Source organism: Bradyrhizobium sp. LeoB3, from assembly GCF_055456055.1.
In genome coordinates, this window is the sequence record NZ_JBVBEF010000011.1 from 1 (window position 1) to 22191 (window position 22191).

At 64.5% G+C, this 22191-nt stretch carries 24 protein-coding genes; 5 read left to right on the top strand and 19 right to left on the bottom strand.

From position 1 onward, the window contains the following. Positions 1–415: 415 nt before the first annotated feature. The gene (locus tag ACZXDY_RS10810; protein ID WP_080663809.1) at positions 416–1006 is read right to left on the bottom strand and encodes an LGFP repeat-containing protein; all 591 of its coding nucleotides are present in this window, start codon (positions 1004–1006) and stop codon (positions 416–418) included. Between the two features lie 179 nt (positions 1007–1185). Further along, positions 1186–1545: a DUF1127 domain-containing protein gene (locus ACZXDY_RS10815; RefSeq protein ID WP_464345458.1), complete on the bottom strand. Its 360-nt coding sequence runs from the start codon at positions 1543–1545 to the stop codon at positions 1186–1188. A gap of 318 nt (positions 1546–1863) precedes the next feature. On the opposite strand from ACZXDY_RS10815, the gene ACZXDY_RS10820 reads away from it, so the two are divergent. Beyond that, positions 1864–3048 (top strand): helix-turn-helix transcriptional regulator, encoded by a 1185-nt coding sequence (locus ACZXDY_RS10820; RefSeq protein ID WP_464345459.1) that lies wholly within the window; start codon positions 1864–1866, stop codon positions 3046–3048. Between the two features lie 328 nt (positions 3049–3376). Here ACZXDY_RS10820 and ACZXDY_RS10825 read toward each other — a convergent pair whose 3' ends face one another. The 10 genes from ACZXDY_RS10825 to phnG form a co-directional block, all read right to left on the bottom strand. Next, positions 3377–4510 carry a diguanylate cyclase domain-containing protein gene (locus tag ACZXDY_RS10825; RefSeq protein WP_464345460.1) on the bottom strand — a complete coding sequence of 378 codons (1134 nt, stop codon included), beginning with the start codon at positions 4508–4510 and terminating at the stop codon, positions 3377–3379. Positions 4511–4805: 295 nt separating this feature from the next. Then, positions 4806–5417: a pyridoxamine 5'-phosphate oxidase family protein gene (locus ACZXDY_RS10830; RefSeq protein ID WP_464345461.1), complete on the bottom strand. Its 612-nt coding sequence runs from the start codon at positions 5415–5417 to the stop codon at positions 4806–4808. Between the two features lie 13 nt (positions 5418–5430). After that, a complete protein-coding gene (gene phnN / locus ACZXDY_RS10835) occupies positions 5431–6027 on the bottom strand; it encodes a phosphonate metabolism protein/1,5-bisphosphokinase (PRPP-forming) PhnN (protein ID WP_464345462.1) in 597 nt (198 codons plus the stop codon). Continuing rightward, positions 6024–7175 carry an alpha-D-ribose 1-methylphosphonate 5-triphosphate diphosphatase gene (locus ACZXDY_RS10840; protein ID WP_464345463.1) on the bottom strand — a complete coding sequence of 384 codons (1152 nt, stop codon included), beginning with the start codon at positions 7173–7175 and terminating at the stop codon, positions 6024–6026. Before ACZXDY_RS10840 ends, phnN begins: the two co-directional genes overlap by 4 nt. A gap of 10 nt (positions 7176–7185) precedes the next feature. Further along, positions 7186–7884 carry a phosphonate C-P lyase system protein PhnL gene (phnL, locus tag ACZXDY_RS10845; RefSeq protein WP_464345464.1) on the bottom strand — a complete coding sequence of 233 codons (699 nt, stop codon included), beginning with the start codon at positions 7882–7884 and terminating at the stop codon, positions 7186–7188. Between the two features lie 8 nt (positions 7885–7892). Continuing rightward, positions 7893–8690, bottom strand: a complete 798-nt coding sequence (gene phnK / locus ACZXDY_RS10850) for a phosphonate C-P lyase system protein PhnK (protein WP_464345465.1) — start codon at positions 8688–8690, stop codon at positions 7893–7895. Beyond that, the gene (locus ACZXDY_RS10855; protein WP_028165309.1) at positions 8683–9567 is read right to left on the bottom strand and encodes an alpha-D-ribose 1-methylphosphonate 5-phosphate C-P-lyase PhnJ; all 885 of its coding nucleotides are present in this window, start codon (positions 9565–9567) and stop codon (positions 8683–8685) included. The genes phnK and ACZXDY_RS10855 overlap by 8 nt, the downstream gene beginning before the upstream one ends. Next, complete coding sequence (locus tag ACZXDY_RS10860; RefSeq protein ID WP_464345466.1) at positions 9564–10667, bottom strand: carbon-phosphorus lyase complex subunit; 1104 nt, start codon at positions 10665–10667, stop codon at positions 9564–9566. The genes ACZXDY_RS10855 and ACZXDY_RS10860 overlap by 4 nt, the downstream gene beginning before the upstream one ends. 2 nt (positions 10668–10669) lie before the next feature. After that, positions 10670–11275 (bottom strand): phosphonate C-P lyase system protein PhnH, encoded by a 606-nt coding sequence (phnH, locus tag ACZXDY_RS10865; protein ID WP_464345467.1) that lies wholly within the window; start codon positions 11273–11275, stop codon positions 10670–10672. Positions 11276–11279: 4 nt separating this feature from the next. Beyond that, entirely contained in the window at positions 11280–11693 is a 414-nt protein-coding gene (gene phnG, locus ACZXDY_RS10870; protein ID WP_051396855.1) for a phosphonate C-P lyase system protein PhnG, read from the bottom strand. Positions 11694–11854: 161 nt separating this feature from the next. Between phnG and phnF the strand changes: the two genes are divergently transcribed. Then, positions 11855–12586 carry a phosphonate metabolism transcriptional regulator PhnF gene (phnF, locus tag ACZXDY_RS10875; RefSeq protein WP_464345468.1) on the top strand — a complete coding sequence of 244 codons (732 nt, stop codon included), beginning with the start codon at positions 11855–11857 and terminating at the stop codon, positions 12584–12586. A gap of 173 nt (positions 12587–12759) precedes the next feature. On the opposite strand, the gene phnE (ACZXDY_RS10880) is transcribed toward phnF, so the two are convergent. The 4 genes from phnE (ACZXDY_RS10880) to phnC all read right to left on the bottom strand — a co-directional run bounded on the left by phnE (ACZXDY_RS10880) (position 12760) and on the right by phnC (position 16479). Then, positions 12760–13608, bottom strand: coding sequence for a phosphonate ABC transporter, permease protein PhnE (gene phnE, locus ACZXDY_RS10880; RefSeq protein ID WP_464345469.1), 849 nt, complete (start codon positions 13606–13608; stop codon positions 12760–12762). Then, positions 13605–14489, bottom strand: a complete 885-nt coding sequence (gene phnE / locus ACZXDY_RS10885; RefSeq protein WP_028165303.1) for a phosphonate ABC transporter, permease protein PhnE — start codon at positions 14487–14489, stop codon at positions 13605–13607. The genes phnE (ACZXDY_RS10880) and phnE (ACZXDY_RS10885) overlap by 4 nt, the downstream gene beginning before the upstream one ends. A 76-nt stretch (positions 14490–14565) precedes the next feature. Beyond that, positions 14566–15501 carry a phosphonate ABC transporter substrate-binding protein gene (gene phnD / locus ACZXDY_RS10890; RefSeq protein ID WP_464345470.1) on the bottom strand — a complete coding sequence of 312 codons (936 nt, stop codon included), beginning with the start codon at positions 15499–15501 and terminating at the stop codon, positions 14566–14568. A 162-nt stretch (positions 15502–15663) separates the two neighbouring features. After that, positions 15664–16479, bottom strand: a complete 816-nt coding sequence (gene phnC, locus ACZXDY_RS10895) for a phosphonate ABC transporter ATP-binding protein (RefSeq protein ID WP_028165301.1) — start codon at positions 16477–16479, stop codon at positions 15664–15666. 186 nt (positions 16480–16665) lie between these two features. Here phnC and ACZXDY_RS10900 point away from each other — a divergent pair, with 186 nt between their 5' ends. From ACZXDY_RS10900 to ACZXDY_RS10910, 3 genes are read left to right on the top strand one after another with little or no spacing between them, the layout of a single operon-like run. Beyond that, a complete protein-coding gene (locus ACZXDY_RS10900) occupies positions 16666–17322 on the top strand; it encodes an LbetaH domain-containing protein (protein ID WP_464345471.1) in 657 nt (218 codons plus the stop codon). Next, positions 17319–18512 (top strand): alpha-D-ribose 1-methylphosphonate 5-triphosphate diphosphatase, encoded by a 1194-nt coding sequence (locus ACZXDY_RS10905; RefSeq protein ID WP_464345472.1) that lies wholly within the window; start codon positions 17319–17321, stop codon positions 18510–18512. The genes ACZXDY_RS10900 and ACZXDY_RS10905 overlap by 4 nt, the downstream gene beginning before the upstream one ends. Before the next feature lie 20 nt (positions 18513–18532). Continuing rightward, a complete protein-coding gene (locus tag ACZXDY_RS10910) occupies positions 18533–19225 on the top strand; it encodes a DUF1045 domain-containing protein (protein WP_464345473.1) in 693 nt (230 codons plus the stop codon). Positions 19226–19568: 343 nt separating this feature from the next. Here the strand turns inward: ACZXDY_RS10910 and hemC are convergent, their stop codons facing one another. The 3 genes from hemC to ACZXDY_RS10925 all read right to left on the bottom strand — a co-directional run bounded on the left by hemC (position 19569) and on the right by ACZXDY_RS10925 (position 22191). Next, positions 19569–20564, bottom strand: coding sequence for a hydroxymethylbilane synthase (hemC, locus tag ACZXDY_RS10915; protein ID WP_464345474.1), 996 nt, complete (start codon positions 20562–20564; stop codon positions 19569–19571). Positions 20565–20677: 113 nt separating this feature from the next. Then, positions 20678–21298: a bifunctional nicotinamidase/pyrazinamidase gene (gene pncA, locus ACZXDY_RS10920; protein ID WP_464345475.1), complete on the bottom strand. Its 621-nt coding sequence runs from the start codon at positions 21296–21298 to the stop codon at positions 20678–20680. Between the two features lie 65 nt (positions 21299–21363). Beyond that, positions 21364–22191 carry an aspartate dehydrogenase gene (locus ACZXDY_RS10925; protein WP_464345476.1) on the bottom strand — a complete coding sequence of 276 codons (828 nt, stop codon included), beginning with the start codon at positions 22189–22191 and terminating at the stop codon, positions 21364–21366.

A 22191-nucleotide genomic window follows, 5' to 3' on the forward strand; every position in this document is an offset into this window, starting at 1 on the left:
GATTGCTTCCGGCTGGAGCGTTTGCCGGGTGGGACTTGCACCCACTGGAAAGCGCCGCCTTGTCACGGCGCACACCCGTTGCGGGCATCTCCAAGGCTCGCCCGATGGCCAAGATCGAGTAGGGAGCGGACATCCCAGTCGCTCTGAGCTATTCGGATGAAGCTGCCACCGCGGGCAGCGGAATGGGTCAGCAGGCGCCAGCAGAGAGATGTCATTCTGCGGGCGCCCGGAACTGCAGCACGTCGCGATCAGCGCTCGCTAGGGCGCAATTACACCCCCAAAGTAAATCCTGTAGCTACCGCCATCACCGAGCAAAAGCGGCGAAGGAATCTTAAACCCGACATTCTTCTCGACCTGATTTGGTCTCGACGCCATCTCTTTGGCCGAAAGCACGATTGAGCCTTCACCAATCAAGTCATCGCCAGCCCAAGCAAACGAGAGCATCGGAGATTGTTGGATTAAGCAACGCGAGCAAGGGTCCAGCAGCTGATGCGAGGATCGGCCCAATCTTTGGGATAAATTTTACAGCCTCGGCTGCTGCCCCTGTCGCTGCCGACGCCACTCCACGCATGGCGTCGCGATATTGTTCAGGATTGCCGCTGTCATGCTCCATGAGTGAGTACGAAATTGCCATGCCCCTTGGCTGTCCCCCGTAAGGTTCAATCACCTCTGGTCGCGTGTCGCTGCCGTCGACGTCGCCATGTATGACGGTTCTGAACGATCGATCGGGCATATTGGGGACCGAAACACCCAGAACTGCATAGGGCTCATCGGAGCCGACGCCGCTGGTGTCGTGGAAGCAATTTAGTCCGGTGTAGTGGATAAACATTTCACCAATCGCGAAAGCCCCCACGTCTGGCCACCAAACGATACTGCCTCCGTGAAAAACACTGATGCGACCATTCTCGGAGAAATCCGTTTCGTCTTCTACCGGCTCGCCCAAGAAAGAGTTTGGTCCGCCAAGTTGATGCCATTTAGCCCCGATCGCACCACAGACTGCTGGCATGGGTTCTCTCCATTGAGTTAAGGCGTAAAATTGAGGTTTATGTGAAGTAATATCTTTCGGAGTAGACCGGAATTGATCGGCGGATGGCTAGAACGACGCGAATGACCCAAGCCGGAGATTTGGAGGCGTGATCGCCCTAGGTGAAAAACCGCCTTTTGCGGGCCGGCCGGCAACGACGTTCACCCGGCGGATCGGATGCTTCGCGGGTCTATGCCTCGGTGCGATGCAACGTAGTCGATCTCACCGCGCGTGATACCGATGTCCGCAAGCTCGCTATCCGTCAGGCGACACAATCGGGTACGCAGCTTTTCCCGTTTGCGCCACTCCTGAAATGCATTCCAATATTTTTCGAGAGGACTGTAGACCTGCAGCTGTGGGGTTGCCGGTCGCAACTCGGTGGTCCTGTGGATTGTGCTCATGGCGGTGTCCTGTCTGGACTGCTTCACCAGGCAAAGTTCGGAAAGTGCACGAGTAACGCCAGCTTCTATTGCTTCGTCTCTATATTTTGCCTCGGGCACCCTGGTGTCGACTTTCGTCATTGCCTGCTCCTCCGTCTGTTTGTGTTCACCGCAGCATGTCTGCGTCAACGATCGACAATCGTTCCATCGCGCATAAGCTTGCGCATCATCCGTTGGGCGAAGCGCTGTAAAGAGTGGTGTGTCGCTGACTTGCTGGGTAAATAGCTGGCTTCGCTGGTCGGGCGCATCTACTGAACCGTAGAGACCGTTGATCCGGAGGAAAGCCGGCGGGTCGGCGTCGGCCAGAGCTCGGCGCCGTGCCCGAAAGTTACAGCGTGTCAACCACATGGCCACGTTCCACAGAGCGCGTGGCTATGCTAGGGTTCTGTGGGCGACTGGATGCTGCGCGCGGCAGCGGTCAGCAAGAAGCATCAACCCAAGGGAGGGCTGATGGAAGAGGTTGAGCGAGTCTCGCGGCTTATTGGAGACATCTACGACGCCTCGCTCGACCCGGGGCTATGGCCGACGGTGTTCGAGAAGGCCGGAGCATACGTTCAGGCCAGCACGGCGACCGTTATTTCGCAGGATACGGTCAGCAAAACCGCACACGTCTACTTCGACTGGGGTACCGAGCCCCCCTATGCGCAGCTCTATCTCGAGAAATATTGCAAACTGAACCCGGTGTTCCCAACAATCTTGCTTTTTGGCGTGGGGGAAACCCATTGTTTTCCTGATTGCGTCCCGCGCGAGGAATTCTGCCGGACACGCTTTGCCAAGGAATGGTTGATGCCTCAGGGGCACATCGATGGCCTCTTCACCATCGTGGACAAGTCCGCAACAAGTTGCGCTGTCTTTTCAGTGTTTCGCCACATGAACGATGGCTTCGTCGACGACGAGATGCGACGACGCTTCGAGCTAATCACACCGCATGTTCGTCGCGCACTGTTGATCGGCAAAGTGATCGATCTGCACAAGGTGCAGGCGGCGCAGCTCGCCGATAGCTTGGATACACTGGCTGCCGGCATGTTCCTCGTCGACGCGATGTCACACATCGCTTACGCCAATGCCAGCGGCCAGATGCTGCTGCGTGAAGCGAGCGTCCTGCGCGCAACCGGCGGCCGACTCGGCGCCATCGACCCCGTCGCCAACCATGCCTTGCAGGAAACCTTTGCCAGATCCGCCCAGGGCGACGCGGCCGTGGGCCGGAGGGGTATTGCCATGTCCCTGAAGGCGCGCGACGGCGCGCGCTATGTCGCCAACGTGCTGCCTCTCACGTCCGGGGCACGGCGCAACGCTGGCGCTGTCTATTCTGCGACCGCAGTCGTATTCGTGCACAGAGCAACGCTCGATATGCCATCCCCGCCGGAGGCGCTGGCACGAGAGTTTCGGTTGACCCCCGCTGAGCTACGCGTGCTGTTCGCCATTATCGAGGTCGGCAATGCCTCGGAGGTGGCGGAAGTACTGGGCATTTCGGAGGGAACCGTGAGGACCCATCTCCACCACTTGTACGGTAAGACGAATACGACCCGGCAGACGGAGCTGGTCAGGTTGGTCGCTGGTTATTCGACTGCATTACTGCGTTGAGCATGATCGCTCCGTGCTCGACGGTGGCACCCATTTTCTTCTGAGAGCATTCCCGCTTCTTCTGACGGAGGAAGGCGACAGGGCGAGGAATCTGCGAGCGATAACACGCGTAGCCCGCCCGAGCGCGGCGGCTACGAACTCGTGAAGGCGAAGCTACAGATTGCGGCAATGTCGCCTACTGGCCCAACTCGGACCTCTAGTGCGGTCCGATATCGCGGCAGCTATCAGGGGCGCAGCAGAACTCAATCGCGCTGACCGGCGGCGCGGGGATTTATGAGTACACGTCCTGGTGTCTCGCGCACCGATGCAGTTCGAACTGATCTAGGATTCAAACCGCCTCGTTCAGCGCAGTCGCCTCATCGCCAGACCATTGCCAGCGGCCCCCGCCGGCGCGCTTGGCGGCGTAGAGCGCGCGGTCGACCTGCTCCAGCAACGATGCCGTGCCGACCGCGGACTCCGAGGCAAGCTCGGTCACCAGGATGCCGGCGCTGGCGCCGATCCGTGCCGGCTCGTGCGAGACAAAGAAGGGCAGCGACAGCGCCTCAACCACCCGCTTGGCGAGCGCCACGGCCGCATCCTTCCCCGCCGGCCCCTCTTCCACCGGACGCAGCAGCATGAATTCATCGCCGCCAAAGCGGGCAACGGTGCCCTGCGGTCCGATGCACTGGGTCAATCGTTCGGCGACCTGACGGAGCAGCGCGTCTCCGGCGTGATGGCCGAGGCGGTCATTCACCGATTTGAAACCATCAAGATCGATGGCGATGATGGCGATGCGCCCCGCCGCCTGCTCCAGCGCCGAGAGAAACGCGACACGATTCGGTAATCCGGTGAGGAAATCATGATGGGCCTGGCGCGCCAGCGCCTGCTGGGCCTCCAGCCGCTCGATGAAGGCCTTGCTGAGATGGCGGGAGGCCTCGCGCAGCGTGATCCAGAACAGGAACAGCATGCAGGAGCCGAGCTTGTAGGCGAGCTCCGGCCGGAGCAGGCCCGCCACGATGGTCGGCGCGAACAGCACGGCCGATGCCGACAGCACGATCCACGGACGCACCGCCGCGCGCGACACCATGCCGACGCAGAAGGACATCGACAGTCCGAAGCTGATCCACGCCCCGGCCGCATCGCCGAGCCGGAGCGCGCGGTATGACAGTAAGCCGAGCCCCACCGAGAACGCCACCGCGCCGATGCCGTAGATGTGCTCCCAGCGCAGCACGTCCGCGTCGGAAAAATTTGTTGATCGCAGCTTATAGAGATGCAGGCTGTACAGCCGGGCGCCAGCGGTGATCAGAATGAGACAGGAAATCAAGGCATAGCCGATATCGCCGCTGACCAGGGCAAGCGCGATCGCACCGGTGCCCGATGTCACGGTGATCGCCATGACTTGCGGCATCGACGTGTACAGCAATTTGATCAGTTCGCGGCGAATGCCTGGCTGCACGGCGCCGGACAAGGCTGTCAGTCTCATGGACCGGCACCATGCCGTGGAGTTGCTAAGAAACGGTGAGGCGGATTGGTCCGGTCATTGCCTGCTTCATGACAGGCTTAAGGGACCATCAAGGCGGCGGTAGCCGCAGCAGGAGCTCCGTTCTGGAACGCCGTCATTCCGGGGCGCGCAAAGCGCGAACCCGGAATCCATCGGGCCGCATACGCAGGCGGAGAAATGGATTCCGGGCTCGATGCGGAGCCTGTCATCGGGCCGCGCTTTGCGCGGACCCAGTGGCATCGCCCCGAAATGACGGCGAGCTTTGTGCGGGGCTACCTCACCACATCGTCTGGCGGGCGCGCTCTGGCCATTCGCGGTCGTAGGTTTCGCCGCCGACCTTGTCCTCGCTCATGCCGGCGAGGATCTGGCCCGGAGTCGGCAACGTCCTGGGATCGACGCGCTTGTCGGGATTCCAGAGGTCGGCGCGGACGATCGCGCGGGCGCACTGGAAGTAGATCTCGTCGACGGTCATGACGATGACGGAGCGCGGCGCCTTGCCTTCCATCTTGAAGGAGGCAAGCAAATCGGGATCGATGGAGAGATGGGCACTGCCGTTGACGCGCAGCGTGGTGCCGGCGCCGGGGATCAGGAACAAGAGCGCGACGCGCGGGTCGCGGACGATGTTGCGGAGCGAATCGACGCGGTTGTTGCCGCGGCGGTCTGGCATCATCAGCGTCTTCTCGTCATGGATGCGGACGAAGCCGGGCAGGTCGCCGCGCGGCGAGCAATCGATGCCTTCGGGACTGACGGTGGCGAGCGCCGCGAAGGGCGACGTCTCGATCAGGATGCGATAGGGCGGCGTGACGCGATCGGCGACCTTGACGGTGGAAGCATCGTTGGGGAAGCCGTAGATCGCCTCCAATTGCTCGATCGTCGCGATATTTGTCATCGGCTTCCCTTGTTTACTCGTCCCAGCGGCTGCCCTTGATGATCCGCGCGAGCTGGCCCGCGTGATAGTCGGCGGTGCCGACATTGACGATGGTGAAGTCGGGAGCGGCCGTCGTCTCATCGACGGTGCGGCCGAGCCGATGCTCGATCCGTCCGTCGCTCACGCGTCCGCGCATTGCGAGCCGTTCGGCCAGCACGTTCGGCGGCGCGGTGATCTGGACCACGACGACATTGGCGTAGGCGCGGCGGGCCACCGATATCACCGTGCGCGAGACGTTGGCGATCACGGTGCGGCCGGCGCGCAGATCCTCGTCGACCGCGCGCGGCAGCGCATAGCTGTGGCCATGTGCCTCCCAATGCATGGCATAGTCGCCGCGCGCGACTGCCTCGGCGAACGCGTCCGCGCTGACCTCCTCATTGTCCTCGGATGCCGAGGAGGCGCGCGTGATCACGCGGCGCGCGAAGACGGCATTGCCGTCTTCGGCACAGGCCGCCTTGGCGAGCCCGAGCAGCGTATCCTTGCCGGCGCCGCTCGGGCCGACCACCAGCACCAGGCGGCCGGGGCCGATGGCTATGGGTGTGTCGATTGCGATTGCCTGTGCGTCCGTCATGCGACCCGCTCCCCTTCCCGCCAGACACTGCGCACCACCGGGAGGTCGCGCGCGATGTGCACGCGGATCAGGTCGGCGCGCTTGCCGACCGCGATCTCGCCGCGGTCCGTGAGCCCTACCGCCTCGGCCGCCGTCTTCGTGACCGTGCGCACCGCGGAGGCGAGATCAATCGCCGGGACATGCCGCGGCAATTGCAGCGCCGCCATCAACAGGCTCGAAGGAATGTAGTCGGACGACAGGATATCGAGCAACCCCTCACGGGCGAGATCGACGGCGGCGATATTGCCGGAATGCGAGCCGCCGCGCACCACGTTGGGCGCGCCCATCAGGATGTCGATGCCGGCCGCGTGCAGGCCACGGGCGGCTTCCATCGTGGTCGGGAATTCCGCGACCGAGACGCGGTCGCGCACGGCGTCGACGACGTTCTCCTCGGTGGTGTCGTCGTGGCTCGCGAGCGGGATATTGTATTCATGCGCGAGCGCGACGATGGCGCGCATGTTGGTGGCGGCATAGGCCTTTTGGTTGGCGAAACGCCGCGCGAAGAGCTCGTCGAGCTGGGCGTCGGTCATGCCGCCGCCCTTGCCGCGATAGTAGTCGCGCAGCTTCACTTCGTCGCGGAACTGGCGCTGGCCCGGGGTGTGATCCATCAGCGACATCAGGCGGACGTCGGGCCGGTCGATCAGCTCTTTCGCCTCGGCCACCACATCGGGCATCGGGATTTCGCAGCGCAGGTGCAGGAAGTGATCCGCACGGAGCAGATTGCCCTCGCGCGCCGCCGAGATCGCCGCCGCCAGAATGCCGGCGCGGCCGTCGACATCCTCGGCACCGTCCTCGCGCCAGACCCGGAGCGAATCGAGGACCGTGGTGATGCCCGAGGTCGCAAGCTGCGCGTCATAGGAGATGACGGAAGCAACCGGATCCCAGAACACTTTCGGGCGCGGCACGTAATGGGCTTCGAGGTGATCGGTGTGCAGCTCGATCATGCCCGGCATGATGAGATCGCCGCCGGCATCCTCGCTGCCATCGGGGGCGCTCCCCTCACCGAATTCGGCAATGCGGCCATCGGCGAGCGCGACCCAACCGCGCTCGATGACGCGATCGGCCAGCACAAGGCGCGCATTGCTGATGATGGTCTCTCTTGCGGTCATCTCACCCCTCTCATGCCGCCGCGGCGAATGACGTGACATCCACGATTCGATCTGCAATCAGATGACGGATTTCATCGTCATGCACGATCGCGACCATTGCGACGCCGCGGCGTTTCTTCTCGCCGATCAGTTCTACCACCACGGCGCGGTTGGCCGCATCGAGCGAGGCCGTCGGCTCGTCCAGCAGCAGGATCGGCAGATCCGACACGAAGCCGCGGGCAATGTTGACGCGCTGCTGCTCGCCGCCGGAGAAGGTCGAGGGCGGCAGCGCCCAAAGCCGCTCGGGGATGTTGAGACGGCGGAGCAGCGCGGCGGCCTTGTCGCGCGCCTCGGCACGCGGCGTGCCGCCCGCGACCAGCGGCTCGGCCACGACATCGATGGTCGCGACCCGCGGCACCGCGCGCAGGAACTGGCTGACATAACCGACGGTGGCGCGGCGCACGCTCAGGACCTGCCGCGGCTCGGCGCTGGCGAGATCGATCACCTTGCCCTGGTGGCGGATGCGGATCCGCCCGGCATCGCAGCGATAGTTGCCGAAGATCATCTTCAGGATCGACGACTTGCCGGCCCCCGATGGCCCGGACAGCACGACGCATTCGCCCGGTTCGACATGGAAAGAGACGTTGCTCACGACAGGCAGTTCGACCCCGCCCTGCAGATGCATGGTGAAGGTCTTTGCCGCGTTGGAGATTTCGATCATCGCAGTCATCGGTGCCCTCATGGCGGCAGGATCGAGGAAACGAGCAGCTGGGTATAGGGCTCGCGTGGATCGTCGAGCACCTGGTCGGTCAGACCGGTCTCGATGACGCGGCCGCCCTTCATCACCATCACCCGGTGTGACAATAGGCGCGCCACCGCGAGGTCGTGGGTGACGACGATGGCGGCGAGGTTGAGCTCGCTGACGAGATTGCGCATGAGGTCGAGCAGGCGGGCCTGCACGGAGACGTCGAGCCCACCGGTCGGCTCGTCCATGAACACCAGCCGCGGCGCAGTGACGAGGTTGCGCGCGATCTGCAGGCGCTGCCGCATACCGCCCGAATAGGTCTTCGGCGCATCGTCGATGCGGCCGACGTCGATCTCGACGCGCTCGAGCCATGTCGTTGCGGTGTCGCGGATGCGGCCATAGTGATTCCAGCCGATCGCCATCAGCCGCTCGCCGACATTGGCGCCGGCGGAGACCGCCATGCGCAGGCCCTGTGCGGGATCCTGGTGGACATAGCCCCAATCGGTGCGGAACAGGAAGCGCCGCTCGGCTTCGCCGAGCGAAGCAAGATCACGCAGCACGCCATCGCGCATGCGATAGGACACGCTGCCCGCGCTCGGCGCAAGCTGCGCCGACAAGAGTTGCAGCAAGGTCGACTTGCCCGAGCCGGACTCGCCGACGATCGCCAGCACCTCGCCGGGATGGAGCGAGAACGACACGTCGCGGCAGGCGGCAAGCCGCCCGTAATTCTTCGACAGGCCGTCCGCAATCAAGAGCGGCTGATCGTCGGGCGTGGTCACCGGCTCAGACATGCGCCCTCTCCTTGTGCGGCGCTGCGCTCTGGTGGCCGCGATGGCCTTCGGCCTGGCGCTGCTCGCAATAGTCGGTATCGGAGCAGACGAACATCCGCCCGCCCTTGTCGTCGGTGACGATCTCGTCGAGATAGGAATTCTCCGCGCCGCAGAGCGCGCACGGCGCGTCGAAGCGGTAGGGCTTGAACGGATGGTCCTCGAAATCGAGCGAGACCACGGTCGTGTAGGGCGGGATCGCATAGATGCGCTTCTCGCGGCCGGCGCCGAACAATTGCAGCGCCGCGCAATTGTCCATCTTCGGATTGTCGAATTTCGGCGTCGGCGACGGGTCCATCACATAGCGCGCGTTCACCTTCACCGGATAGGCATAGGCCGTGGCGATATGGCCGAAGCGCGCGATGTCCTCGTACAGCTTGACATGCATCAAGCCGTATTCGGCGAGTGCATGCATGCGCCGCGTCTCGGTCTCGCGCGGCTCGAGGAAGCGCAGCGGCTCGGGGATCGGCACCTGATAGACCAGCACCTGCCCCTCATGCAGCGACGCCTCTGGGATGCGGTGGCGAGTCTGGATTACGGTAGCTTCCGTGGTCGACGTCGTGGTCGCGACGCCCGCGGTCTTGCCGAAGAATTTCCGGATCGAGATCGCATTCGTCGTATCGTCCGAGCCCTGGTCGATCACCTTCAAGACGTCATCGGGGCCGAGGATCGCGGCGGTCACTTGCACGCCGCCGGTGCCCCAGCCATAGGGCATCGGCATCTCGCGGCTCGCGAACGGCACCTGGTAGCCGGGGATCGCGATCGCCTTCAGGATCGCGCGGCGGATCATCCGCTTGGTCTGCTCGTCGAGATAGGCGAAATTATACGACGGCGCGTTCATTCGGCGGCCTCCTGCAGCGGCTCCGATGCATTGGCGTCAGTGAATTCCTTGCGCAGCCTGCGCAGCAGGCCGAGCTCGGACTGGAAGTCGACATAATGCGGCAGCTTGAGGTGCTCGACGAAGCCGGTCGCCTGCACATTGTCGGAATGCGACATCACGAATTCCTCGTCCTGCGCCGGCGCCCTCACGTCCTCGCCGAGCTCGCGCGCGCGAAGCGCGCGATCGACCAGCGCCATCGACATGGTCTTGCGCTCGCTCTGGCCGAAGGCGAGGCCATAGCCGCGGGTGAAGCACGGCGCTTCCGTCGCCGAGCCCTTGAACTGATTGACCATCTGGCACTCGGTGAGTTCGATTCTCCCGAGCGGAACGGCAAAACCCGCATCCTCGGCGAAGAATTCGACATCAACCTCGCCGAAGCGGATCTCGCCGGCGAAGGGGTGGTTGCGGCCGTAGCCGCGCTGGGTGGAGTAGCCGAGCGCGAGCAGGAAACCTTCGTCGGCGCGCGCGAGATTCTGCAGCCGCAGATCGCGGTCGGCGGGGAAGCTGAGCGGCTCGCGCGTGAGATCGCCGATCGGCGCGTCCGCTTCTGCCGGCGGCGACGCTTCGATCAGACCATCGTGAGCGAGGATGTCGGTGACGCGCGGCGTCTCGGCGGACGATGTTTCGCCGGTCGCAGGCGCCTCCGGCACAAAACCCTCGGCAAGCTTCGGGTCGAGCAGGCGATGGGTATAGTCGAAGGTGGGGCCGAGGATCTGGCCGCCGGGAATGTCCTTGAAGGTCGCGGAGATGCGGCGACGGATCTGCATGTTGCCGGTATCGACCGGCTCGGTGGCGCCGAAGCGCGGCAGCGTGGCGCGGAAGGCGCGAACCAGGAAGATCGCCTCGATCAGGTCGCCGCGCGCCTGCTTGATCGCGAGCGCGGCCAGTTCGCGGTCATAGAGCGAACCTTCCGCCATGACGCGATCGACGCCGAGCGCAAGCTGTTCGGAGATCTGCGCAAGCGTAAGCTCCGGCACCTCCCGGTCGCCGCGCCGTTCATGCGCGAGCAGGCGATGGGCGTTCTCGATGGCGCGTTCGCCGCCCTTGACCGCAACGTACATCGTCAGTCCTTCCCATGAGCGAGCCGCGTGGTGCGCGGGATCGCAACAATCTCATCACCCGCGACCAGCACGACGTCGATGCCGCGCGGGAACAGCGTGGCGTTGACGGCGAGTTGATCGAACAGATCGTGCGGCTCGATCGTCGCTGTCAGCACGGTGGAGCCGTCGATGCCCGGGCCGCGCAGTTCGTAGGCCGTGCCTTGCGAGAGGCTGCCAATCTGCAGGATCAGCGTGGTCGAGCGATCGGGATATTCGCCGCTGCCGAGCGCGAAACGATCGAGCGCGGGAAGATTCTCGGGATCGCCGATCAGCGCAAAGCTTGCATTCGCGGGATCGCCGGTGATGGGCGCGCCGGTGTGGAACTTGAGCCATTTGGCGACTTCGGGGGTCGACATCGCGCCATCGAGCCAGACCGGCGTATCGTGATCGAACAGGGTCAGCGCGATCGCGGCCGCGCCGTGCATCACGCCATCAGGCGCGCCGACCGACGCCGCGATTCGCTCGACCTTCCCCGGACGCGCCGTCGCGTTCATTACGGAACGGAATGTCGCCTGCGCCGACAAGACCTTGTCGGAGAAGCCCGGCGGCAGTTCGGCAATCGCCGTCATGTCTTCAGCCCTCACCGCGCACCATCGTATAGAAATCAACCCGCGTCGCCGCCGTCTCCGCGGCCACCCGGTCTCGCTTGGCGATCATGGCCGTGCGCAGCGGCGCGATCACCTCCTGCTCGACCGCATCGGCAAAATCGTCCGATTGCGCCATGGCGTCGCACAACGCGATCAGCCGCGCCTTCTCATGGTCGCGTCCGAGCGTGTAGCCGAAACCGACCTGGCCGGTCGAAAGCAGCACCGCCGCGCGCGAGACGGTCGCCTCGCCGATATTGAAGGGCGCGCCATCGCCGCCGACCCGGCCGCGCACCATGACGAGGCCGTTTTCCGGCTCGCGCAGGGTCTTGTGAGCGGGCAGCGCCATCTCGCTGAGCCGGGCCGAAATGTCGGCAGCGTCCGACTGCGCGAGCACCGCCATTCCCGCCCGGCGCTGCGCCCGCCTGCTGTCTTGCTCGGTCTTCGTCATCTCGCGGAACCTTGCCTGACTGAAGTTGTCTATGATACTAGACAACTTGGTAAGCAAACGCCATGACTGTTTCATGACAGAGGCATGATTTTCGACAGGACTGGGTTTCCGGTATGAGTGTGCAGGACACCGCCTCATCGGGCGTCGCGCTGTGGCGCCTGGTCGCCGACGGCATCGAGCGCGGCATCGCCGAAGGCCGCTTTGCCGCCGGCGAGAAGCTGCCGGGCGAGATGGAGATCGCGGAGACCTACCGCGTGAACCGGCACACGGTGCGGCGCGCCCTGGCGGCGCTCGCCGAGCGCGGACTGGTGCGCGCCGAACGCGGCAGCGGCACTTATGTCGAGGTGCAGAAAATCGCCTATCCGCTGCGCTCGCGCACGCGTTTCTCGGAGATCGTCGGCGCCGGCGGCCGCGAGCCACGCGGGCAATTGATCGATGCCTCGGAAGACGTGGCGAGCCGGGAATTGGCGCGGGAACTCGGACTGAAGGTCGGCGCGCCACTGGTCCGGATCGAGTCGCTGCGGTTCGCCGACCGCGCGCCGATCTGCGTCTCCACCTCCTGGCTTTCGACCGAGCGCTTTCCGGGCGCGGGAGAGGTGTTCGCCAGCGTCCGCTCGATGACGAAACTGCTCGAACATTTCGGCATCCGCGACTATCGCCGCGCCTCGACGCGGATCACCGCCGGCATCGTCGACGCCACCGACGCCGCGCGGCTCGACCTGGCGCTCGGCCGCCCGATCCTCGTGGTCGACTCGACCGACGTCGATCCGGACGACAAGCCGCTGGTGATAAAGCGCTCGCGTTTTGCGGCGGAGCGCGTGGAGTTCTTGGTGGAGAACGGGTAATCCAGTTCTTCCCTCTCCCCGCTCTTCGCGGGGGCGAGACAAGCAAAGCTCACTCTGCGAGGGTTAGGGTGAGGAGCTGCTTCTGCAAATTCGATAGGCGAGAGTGCGCGGAGAGGCCGCTCACCCGGCGCTTCGCGCCGACCTCTCCCCGCAAGAGCGGGGCGAGGTGACTCCTACGCCATCGCGCGCTGGCCGATGATGGCGAAGCGGAGTTTGGTCGAGATCCAGTCGATCACGGCGACCGCGATCAGGATCATCAAGATCAGGAACGACACCTTCTGCCATTCCAGCACGCGGATTTGTTCGGCGAGCTGCAGCCCGATGCCGCCGGCACCGACGATGCCGATGATGGTGGCCGAACGCGTGTTCGATTCGATGAAATAGAGCACCTGACCCGCGATCACGGGCAGGACCTGCGGGATCAGGCCGAAGCGAATCTCGTGCAGCACGCCGCCGCCGGAAGCTCTGATACCCTCGACCTGCTTCTTGTCGGCGCCTTCAATGGCCTCGGAGAACAATTTGCCGAAGGCGCCGAAATCCGACACCGCGATGGCGAGCACGCCGGCGAACGGGCCGAGACCGACGACATTGATCCACACCAAGGCCCAGATCAGCGTGTCGACGCCGCGGATCGTATCCAGGAAACGTCGCACCGGGAAACGGAAGATGGCGGAGGGCACGATGTTGCGCGCGGCGAGCAGGCTGACCGGCAGCGCCATGAACGCGGCCAGCGTCGTGCCGAGCAGCGCGATCGACAGCGTCTCGCCGAGCGCGGAGAGATAGGTCGGCAGCGACGAGCCGGGATCGGGCGGGACCATCATCAGCGTGATCCAGCCGAGCTCACGCAGGCCGCTCACCAGCTTGGTCGGCGAGAAATCGAGATCGAACAGGCCGAAGGCGAAGACCGCTAATGCCGCCAGCAGCATCAAGGGCGTGGCGAGGCGCGCCGAGGCCGGGCGGTCGAAAACGTCAGGGTATTTCGTCCGCAGCGCCTGCGAATCCGGCTTTGGCAACTGGCTCATGCCCGCCCCTCCTTGCCGAACAGTTTTGCGCGCAGCCAGCCGGTGGTGATGTCGATCACGAACACGGTTAGGACGATGGTGACCAGGATGGCGCTGACGTCGGAATAATAGAATTTGCGAATCGCGACCACGAGCTCCTGCCCGATGCCGCCGGCGCCGACAAAGCCCATCACGGACGCTTCGCGCACATTGATCTCGAAGCGCAGCAGCGCATAGCTGGCATAGCCCGCCGAGACCTGCGGCAGCACGGCGAACCGCATGCAGGACAGCCAGCTCGCGCCGGTCGAGCGGATGCCCTCCACCGGCTTCATGTCGGCATTCTCGACGATCTCGGAGAACAATTTGCCGAGCGCGCCCGTGGAATGCACGGCGATCGCGAGCACGCCCGCCATCGGCCCGAGCCCGAACGCGATCACGAACACCAGCGCGAACACGATGGCGGGCACGGTGCGCGCAAATTCGAGCAGGCGGCGGACGACAAAGCGCAGCCAGGGCCCGGGCGAGGTGTTTTGGGCGACGAAGAAGTTCAACGCAAGCGCAAGGACGGCGCCGGTCAGCGTGCCGACATAGCTGATCAAGATGGTCTCGGCGAGCAGCTTCAGCCAATTCTTCCAGCCCCAGAACCATTCGCCGAAATCGGTCCAGACCCGCTGGCCGTTATCGAGCGTGAGGATGCGGTCGAAATAGGAGACGAAGTTGCCGAAATAGGCGAAGAGCGTGCGCAGGTTCACTTCGGCGCCGATGCCAGCGACGACGAGCGCCGCGACAAACACCGCTGCCGCCAGCATCGTCTTCAGCCGCTTGCGCGCGACCGCCTTGCGATAGGCCTCGTTCAGCGCCGCGAGCTGCTGGGCGGGAAGGATGGATACGGCGGTAGTCATCGGATCTGCTGCTTGCCCTCAACGGAAAGCAGGCCAGGTCGCAATCGACCCGGCCTGCGTGGTTCGTGTCACCCGATCAGGACGCCTTCTTCTTGCGCAGGGTGTCGACGAACTTGATCAGCTCGATCGTGCCGTCCCAATCCTTGGTGGTCGCGGGATGGAAGCCCTTCTTCTGGCCGTCGGATAGCTTGTCGAACGCCGCCTTGTCCTTGGTCGGCGCTTCGAAGAAGGCTTTCGCGATCGCGGCCTTCAGATCGTCGGGAAGATCGGAGTTGTAGGCATAGGGTCCGTTGATGATCTCGGCCGACTTGTTGATGATACGGAAATCTTCTTTCTTCATCGGCGAGCCGTCGGCGTTCTTCAGCATGCCCTTGTGCAGCATCTGGGCGAGCGTGGAGTCGTCGTCGCTGGTCCACTGGTTGGCGGCGACATCAACCGTGCCTTGCGACAGCGCGAGCATCGCGTTCTCGTGGCTGCCGGTGAAGACAACCTTGCTGAAATAGGCTTCGGCGTCCGGAATGCCCTTCTTGTTGAGCTCGAAGCGCGGCACGTTGTTGCCGGAGGTCGAGTTCGGATCGACGAGGCCGAGGTTCTTGCCCTTCACGTCCTCGATGGTCTTGTAGGGGCTGGCCGCCTTGACGAAGAACATCGAGTAGTAGCCGGTCGAGCCGTCAGCGTTGATGTCGTTGGCGAAGGCGTCGGTCTTGACGCCGGTCAGCCGCGCGCGGGCGAAGGAGGCCGAACCGTAGCTGGCGATCTGGATATTGCCGGAGCGCTGGCCTTCGATCACCGCAGCATAGTCGTTCGCGATGCGCAGCGTGACCTTCACGCCGAGTTCCTTGGAGAGATAGTTGACGAACGGCGTCCAGCGCTCGGTGACACCGGACGCGTTTTCAGCCGGCACGACCGCGAAGGTCAGCTCCGGATATTTGGCCTTCCAGTCCTGCGCCGACGCGGACGCGGTGAGCGCGAGCGCGGCAGCGCCGGCGAGAACGATGCGACGAGTGATCATGGTTTACCCCTGCTGTTATGATAGCGCCTGGATCACGATCCGAGACGCAACGGGATCGCGATCTCATCTCTTGTTTGAACACGACCGGTTTCCACTTTTCCGGACCATGCTCTAAAGGCCGACTGCACCTGCAGCGGCTTTCCCTGCATAAGGTTACGGCGTTCAGGCCGCGGCTGCGGTGCCGAGCGCCGGAGCTGTTGCGGCATCGGGCGCGGGCATTGGCGCCCCGCCGATGACATCATTGGCCTCGAGATCGTAGAGCTCGCGGGCGATGTGATCGGTCAGCGTCGACGGCTGGCCATCGAACACCACGCGGCCCGCCGCCATGCCGATCAGGCGGTCGCAATAGCTGCGCGCCAGATCGAGCGAATGCAGGTTGCAGAGCACGGTGATGCCGAAATGCTTGTTGATGCGCAGCAGCGCATCCATCACGATCTTGGTATTGCGCGGATCGAGCGAGGCAATCGGCTCGTCGGCGAGGATGATGTCGGGCTCCTGCACCAGAGCGCGAGCGATGGCCACACGCTGCTGCTGGCCGCCGGAGAGCTGGTCGGCGCGCTGGGCGGCGAACTGCGCGATGTCGAACTGCTCGAGCGCGGACATCGCCAGCGCCCTGTCCTGCTCGGGCCAAAGCTGGGTCAACGAGCGCCAGGCCGGGATTTCGGCAAGGCGGCCCATCAGCACATTGGTCAGCACATCGAGCCGGCCGACCAGATTGAACTGCTGAAAGATCATCGCCGAACGCGCGCGCCACTGCCGCAGCGCCTTGCCGCGCAGCGCGGTGACGTCGACACCTTCGAACAGGATGCGGCCTTCGGTCGGATCGGCGAGACGGTTGACCATCCGCAACAAGGTCGACTTGCCGGCGCCCGAGCGACCGATCACGCCGACGAAACTACCGGGCTGGACCGAGAACGAAGCATTGTCGACCGCGGCTTTTGTGCCGAAACGGCACGTCAAACCTTCAACCACCAGCATGCAGTGCTCCGAACCCGTCACGTCGCGTAACGGCTAACGCCGCTGAATTACAGTTGTGTGACAAACGCGCTGCAGTGCGGCGATCCTCCACACCGCCGGCGATGTCACGCATCTGTCACGCTAATGTTATGAAGCGCATCGAAGACGTGCGCTCCCCCACAACGATTCGACGAGGCGAAGAAGAAGATGGCCGGCAAGATGCTTTCCGTTGTACCAACGGTCGATCCCACCGCCGCGGTGCGCGATAGCCAGCTTGGGGCCTATACCGAGGTCGGAGCGCGCAGCGTTCTGCTCGACGTCACGATGGATGACTATTCATATGTCGTGAACGACGCGCAGCTCACCTACACCACGATCGGCAAATTCTGCTCGATCGCGGCGATGACCCGGATCAATCCGGGCAATCATCCGATGCATCGTCCGTCGCAGGCGCATTTCACCTATCGCGCCAGCGCATACTTCCCAGGCGAACATGACGAGGCCGAATTCTTCGCATGGCGCCGGGAGCACCGCGTGCATATCGGCCATGACGTCTGGATCGGGCATGGCGCGATCATCCTGCCCGGACGCTCGATCGGAACCGGCGCGGTGGTCGCGGCTGGCGCGATCGTGACCAAGGATGTTCCCGCCTACACCATCGTCGCCGGCAATCCGGCGCGGCCGCTCCGCAAGCGGTTTCCCGATGGCATCATCAGCCGCCTTGCGGCGCTCGCCTGGTGGGATTGGGATCACGAAATGTTGCGCCAAGCGCTGCCGGATTTTCGCAAGCAGGTTGTCGAAGACTTCCTCGCCAAGTATGAAGCGCTGAACGCGCCAACAACCCGCCGGAGTGCCATCACGTGACTGACATTGTTATCGAAGGCGGCAAGGCGCTCGTTGACGGCGAACTCGTCGAAACACAGCTGCGGACCGCGGGCCGCGACATCGCAGCCCTCGGCGAAGAGGGAGACGGCCGCAGCGCGCTCGGCATTGATGCACGGGATCTCCTGGTGCTGCCCGGCATCGTTGACCTGCATGGCGACGCCTTCGAGCGGCAGATGATGCCGCGCGCTGGAGTCGATTTCCCGATCGACGTGGCGCTCGCCGACAGTGACCGGCAGGCGATCTCAAACGGAATCACGACGGTGTTCCACGCCACCACATGGTCGTGGGAGCCGGGCCTGCGCAGCGCCGAGAATGCGCGGAGACTGCTGGAGGCAATCGAGCAGATGCGTCCGCAGCTTGCCGCCGACACGCGCTTCCATCTGCGCCACGAGACCTACAATCTCGACGCCGAACCGGAGATCATTGACTGGCTCGCGGAGGGCCGCGTCGACTTGTTCGCGTTCAACGACCACATGGACGGGACGATCGGGGACCTGGCAAGGCCGCGCAAGCGCAACCGGATGGTGGAGCGCACCGGCCTTTCGCCTGAAGACTTCGACAAGCTGGTCACGCACGTGGTATCGCGCGCGAACGATGTGCCGGCCTCGGTCGCCCGTCTCGCCAGCGCGGCGCGCTCGGCCGATGTCCGCATGCTCTCGCATGACGACAACAGCCCCGAGATGCGCAAGGGCTTTCGCGACCAGGGCGTCGGCATCGCCGAATTCCCTGTCAACGAAGAGACCGCGCGCGAGGCGGCGGCGGCCGGCGATCACATAGTGTATGGCGCGCCGAATGTCGTGCGCGGCGGCAGCCATACCGGCTGGACCAAGGCGTCCGACATGATCGCCAAGGGCCTCTGCTCGGTGCTGGCCTCGGACTATTACTATCCAGCACAATTGCTCGCAGCCTTCCGGCTTGCCGCTGACGGCATTCTGCCGCTGGAAAAGGCGTGGGACCTGATCTCGGGAGCGCCGGCACGTGCTGCCGGACTCGACGACCGCGGCGTGCTCGCCGAAGGTCGGCGCGCCGACATGATCATCGTCGATGACAAGGTGCCGCTGCGGCCGCGCATTGTCGCGGTGATATCAGCGGGACGTCTCGTGCATCTGGCCGACGCCAGCCGGCTCACCTATTCCACAGCGCCGCGCATGGCGGTTGCTGCCGCCTGACGCTCCCAGGTCTTACGACGATGGCCAACTATCCGCGTTACGCTCTCTACTACGCGCCGGCACCAGGCAGTGCGCTTGATCGCTTCGGCGCCAAGATGCTCGGCTACGATGTCTATGGTGGCAGCGACCTGCCCTTTCCCGATGGCGTGCCGCCGGACTGGCGCGAGATCACGCAGGACCCGCGCAAATACGGCTTTCACGCCACGCTGAAGGCGCCGATGGCGCTGGCGGAGGGCAAGAGCGAAGCCGATCTGCTTGGGGCATGCGAGGCTTTGGCCGATACGCCGCGGCCAATTCCCGTGATCGACCCCATCATCGATTCGATTAGCGGCTTCATCGCGATGATCCCGGGAAAGCCGTCGACGGAGTTGCAGCAGCTTGCGGCCGACGTCACGCGCGACTTCGATTCATTCCGCGCGCCGCTGACGCCGATCGATCGCGCACGGCGAAATCCCGAGCGCTTGACGCTGCGACAGGTCGAGTATCTCGACCGCTGGGGCTATCCTTACGTGATGGAAGAATTCCGCTTCCACATGACGCTGACCGGGCGATTGGAAGCCGAGCGCCGTGAGATCGTGGTGCCGATGCTGCGGGAACGCTTTGCCTCTGTGCGGCTCGTAACGCTCGCGATCGACCGGCTCGCATTGTTTCGCCAGGACGATGCCGCATCGCGTTTCCGCATCATCGCGCATTGGCCGCTGCGAGCACTCTAACTCGTCGTCGCCCTTACTGTGCGTCCGCTTGCTCGGACCGGCCTCTCCCCTTGTGGGAGAGGCCGGAGCGCATGCAGCGAAGCGGAATGCGATCCGGGTGAGGGGGGCCGGTCTCTCAAGGGACTTGCGCTGTCGGATGGACCTGAACCCCTCACCCGGAATTCAAGCTACGCTTGAATTTCCGACCTCTCCCACAAGGGGAGAGGTGGAGTTTGCCGCCCGGACCTCGCACCACAACCCACATCGGTGGTTATGGGTCCCGGCGTTCGCCGGGACGACGTGGAGAGAGCGTCCCACGCGAAGGGTGGGCACGCTGCGCTTTGCCCACCCTACCGTTCTTCGCTTACTCGTCCGTCTCTGCCGGCCTTGTGCGGGCGATGATTTCGGCGGCGCCCTTGTCGAGCAGGTCCAGTCCGACGGCGCGGCCGAGTTCGCGGGGGCGGTCGGCGGGGCCGGTGCGCGAGGCATCGATGAAGCGGTCGCCGGTTTCATCCAGCACCGAGGCGCGCAGAATCATCTCGCTGCCGGCAAGCGTGGCATGGCCGGCGATCGGCGAATTGCAGTGACCGTTCAGGATCCACAGCACCTCGCGCTCGGCTTCGGCCACAAGGCGCGATCGCGCGTCTTCGATCTTGGCAAGACGGGCGCGCGTCGCGAAATCGTTTGCCGCGCATTCGACGGCGACGATGCCCTGCCCGACCGCAGGCAGCATCTCGTCGACCGGGAAGTCATAGGCGATGCGCGATGCACGCCCGATGCGCTCGAGCCCCGAGCGCGCCATCACCAGCGCATCGGCTGGGCCGACCTCGCCGCCATCAGGCAGGCGCTGCTTGTCGCCACGATCGAGCTTGGCAATCCGGGTGTCGGCGGCGCCGCGGAAATGGATCACGCTTGCTTCCGGAAACAGCCTGCGCAAGTAAGCCGCGCGGCGCACCGCGTTGGTGCCGATCTTGAAACCCTTGCCGCCGCTGGCGCGAAAGCTTTCCAGCGAAAGGCCGGGACGCAGCACCAGGCTGTCGGTTGCGGCGTCGCGCGGCAGGGTCGCGCCGATCACGAGGCCAGGCGTCTCCTCATTACCAGGCACATCCTTCAGCGAATGCATCGCGGCCTGCAACTCGCCCGCACGCATCGCCTCGCGGATCTCGGCGACGAAGGCGCCGCCCTTGCCGCCATGACGCAGCAACTTGCTGGTCTGGTCCTGATCGCCGCGGGTCTCGAACCTGACGATCTCGACGGTCAGGTCGGAAGCCGACGCACGTAACAGGCGCGCAACCTCCTCGGTCTGCGCCATCGCCATGGCCGTCTTGCGCGTGCCGATGCGTAAGGTCTGTCCCGCCACAATGTCTCCGTTCGAGCCGTCGATAAAGCCGAGGGATTAGAGCAAAAGCCTAATCAAAACAACGGTTTTCGCGGTAGATTCCAGGAGGGAATGGGCAGGTGGAGGGAGGCGCGTCAATCCAGGTCGCTCACGACCTTAACGCCAGCCGCCGCCATTGCCGCATGCGCGGCCGCAAGCGAGCCGGAAAGATCGATTGCCCGGCAACCGGATTCCACGACCACGGTCTCGAAGCCGAGGCGGCGTGCATCCAGCGCGGAATAATGGACGCAATAGTCGGTGGCGAGTCCGGCCATGAAGATCCGCTTCAGTCCGCGCTCGCGCAAATAGCCGGCGAGGCCGGTCGGCGTGGTGCGGTCGTTCTCGTGGAACGCGGAATAGGAATCGATCGCGGAGCGAAAGCCTTTTCGAATCACAAGCTCCGCTCTGTCGGTCGAAAGCTGCGGATGGAACGCGGCACCCGTCGTCCCCTGCACGCAATGGTCCGGCCATAGCGTCTGCGGACCATAGGGCATGGTGATGGTTTCGAACGGCGCGGAGCTCTGGTGCGAGGTCGCAAAGGAGCTGTGGCCGCGCGGATGCCAATCCTGCGTCAGCACCACATGGTCGAACCGCTCGGAGAGCCGGTTGACGACGGGCACCACCGCATCGCCATCGGCAACAGCCAGCGCGCCGCCGGGGCAGAAATCATTCTGCACGTCGATGATGAGAAGCAGGTCGTCGGGGTGAATTCGCATGGGCGGCTCGGCTGTATCTGTTCGGACAGCTTAGCCCAAAACACGCAACCCCGCAGCAGACAAGCTCATGTCCCGATGCGCAGCGAGGCACGCTGCTTGCGCAGGCAGGCGATCACGGACAGCGCGGTGATGCGGCCGGTGCGCGGGTTTTCCGAGGGGATGTTCTCGATCGTCATCGAGAACCGCGCCGAATCGGAATCCACCTCGATGCGGTGGGTGTTGCGTGTCACCGTCGGGTCGGCCCAGATTTCCACCCGGGTGCGGTCGGGGCCGATGCCGGCGAGCGAGAGCGCCACCGCGACGTTCAGGTTGGCCGGAAAGCCCTTTGCCGCCTCGCGCGCGGTTCCTTCGAAGATCCGCAGCGGCTCGGCGAGCCCTTCAACGCTGATGTCGTTCTCGACCAGATAAGGCGCGCCGGCGAGCCCCAGCGGCGGCTTCCGCGTCACCAGCCGGACCGAATGGATGGTGCCCTCCGCAGCGGCAGTCACGGCGTCGAGCCCGATCAAGGCGCCGGTCGGCACCACGATCTGGCCGCTGTTCTTCCGCGCCAGCGCGATCAGGTCCTCGTTCTGGAGCAGCGCGCCGACGCTGAGCACGACCGCAGTCTTGCCGCGCTCGACCACTGGCGCCACGATCGACCGCACCAGCTTGCTCGGCGCGCATTCGATCACGATATCGGCGGCGCTGGCGAGTTCCTCGATCGGCAGGATTTTCGGCGGCGCCTTCAATTCGCCGAGCCAAGCCTGATGCTTGGCGACGTTATGCGCCGAGACCGCGCTGAGCACCAATCCCTCGATGCCCCGATCCAGTTCCCTCACCACGCTCGCGCCGATCGCACCGAGGCCTGCAACGGCCACGCGCGCTGCGGGTCGCGTGCTGTTCGAATCCACCAT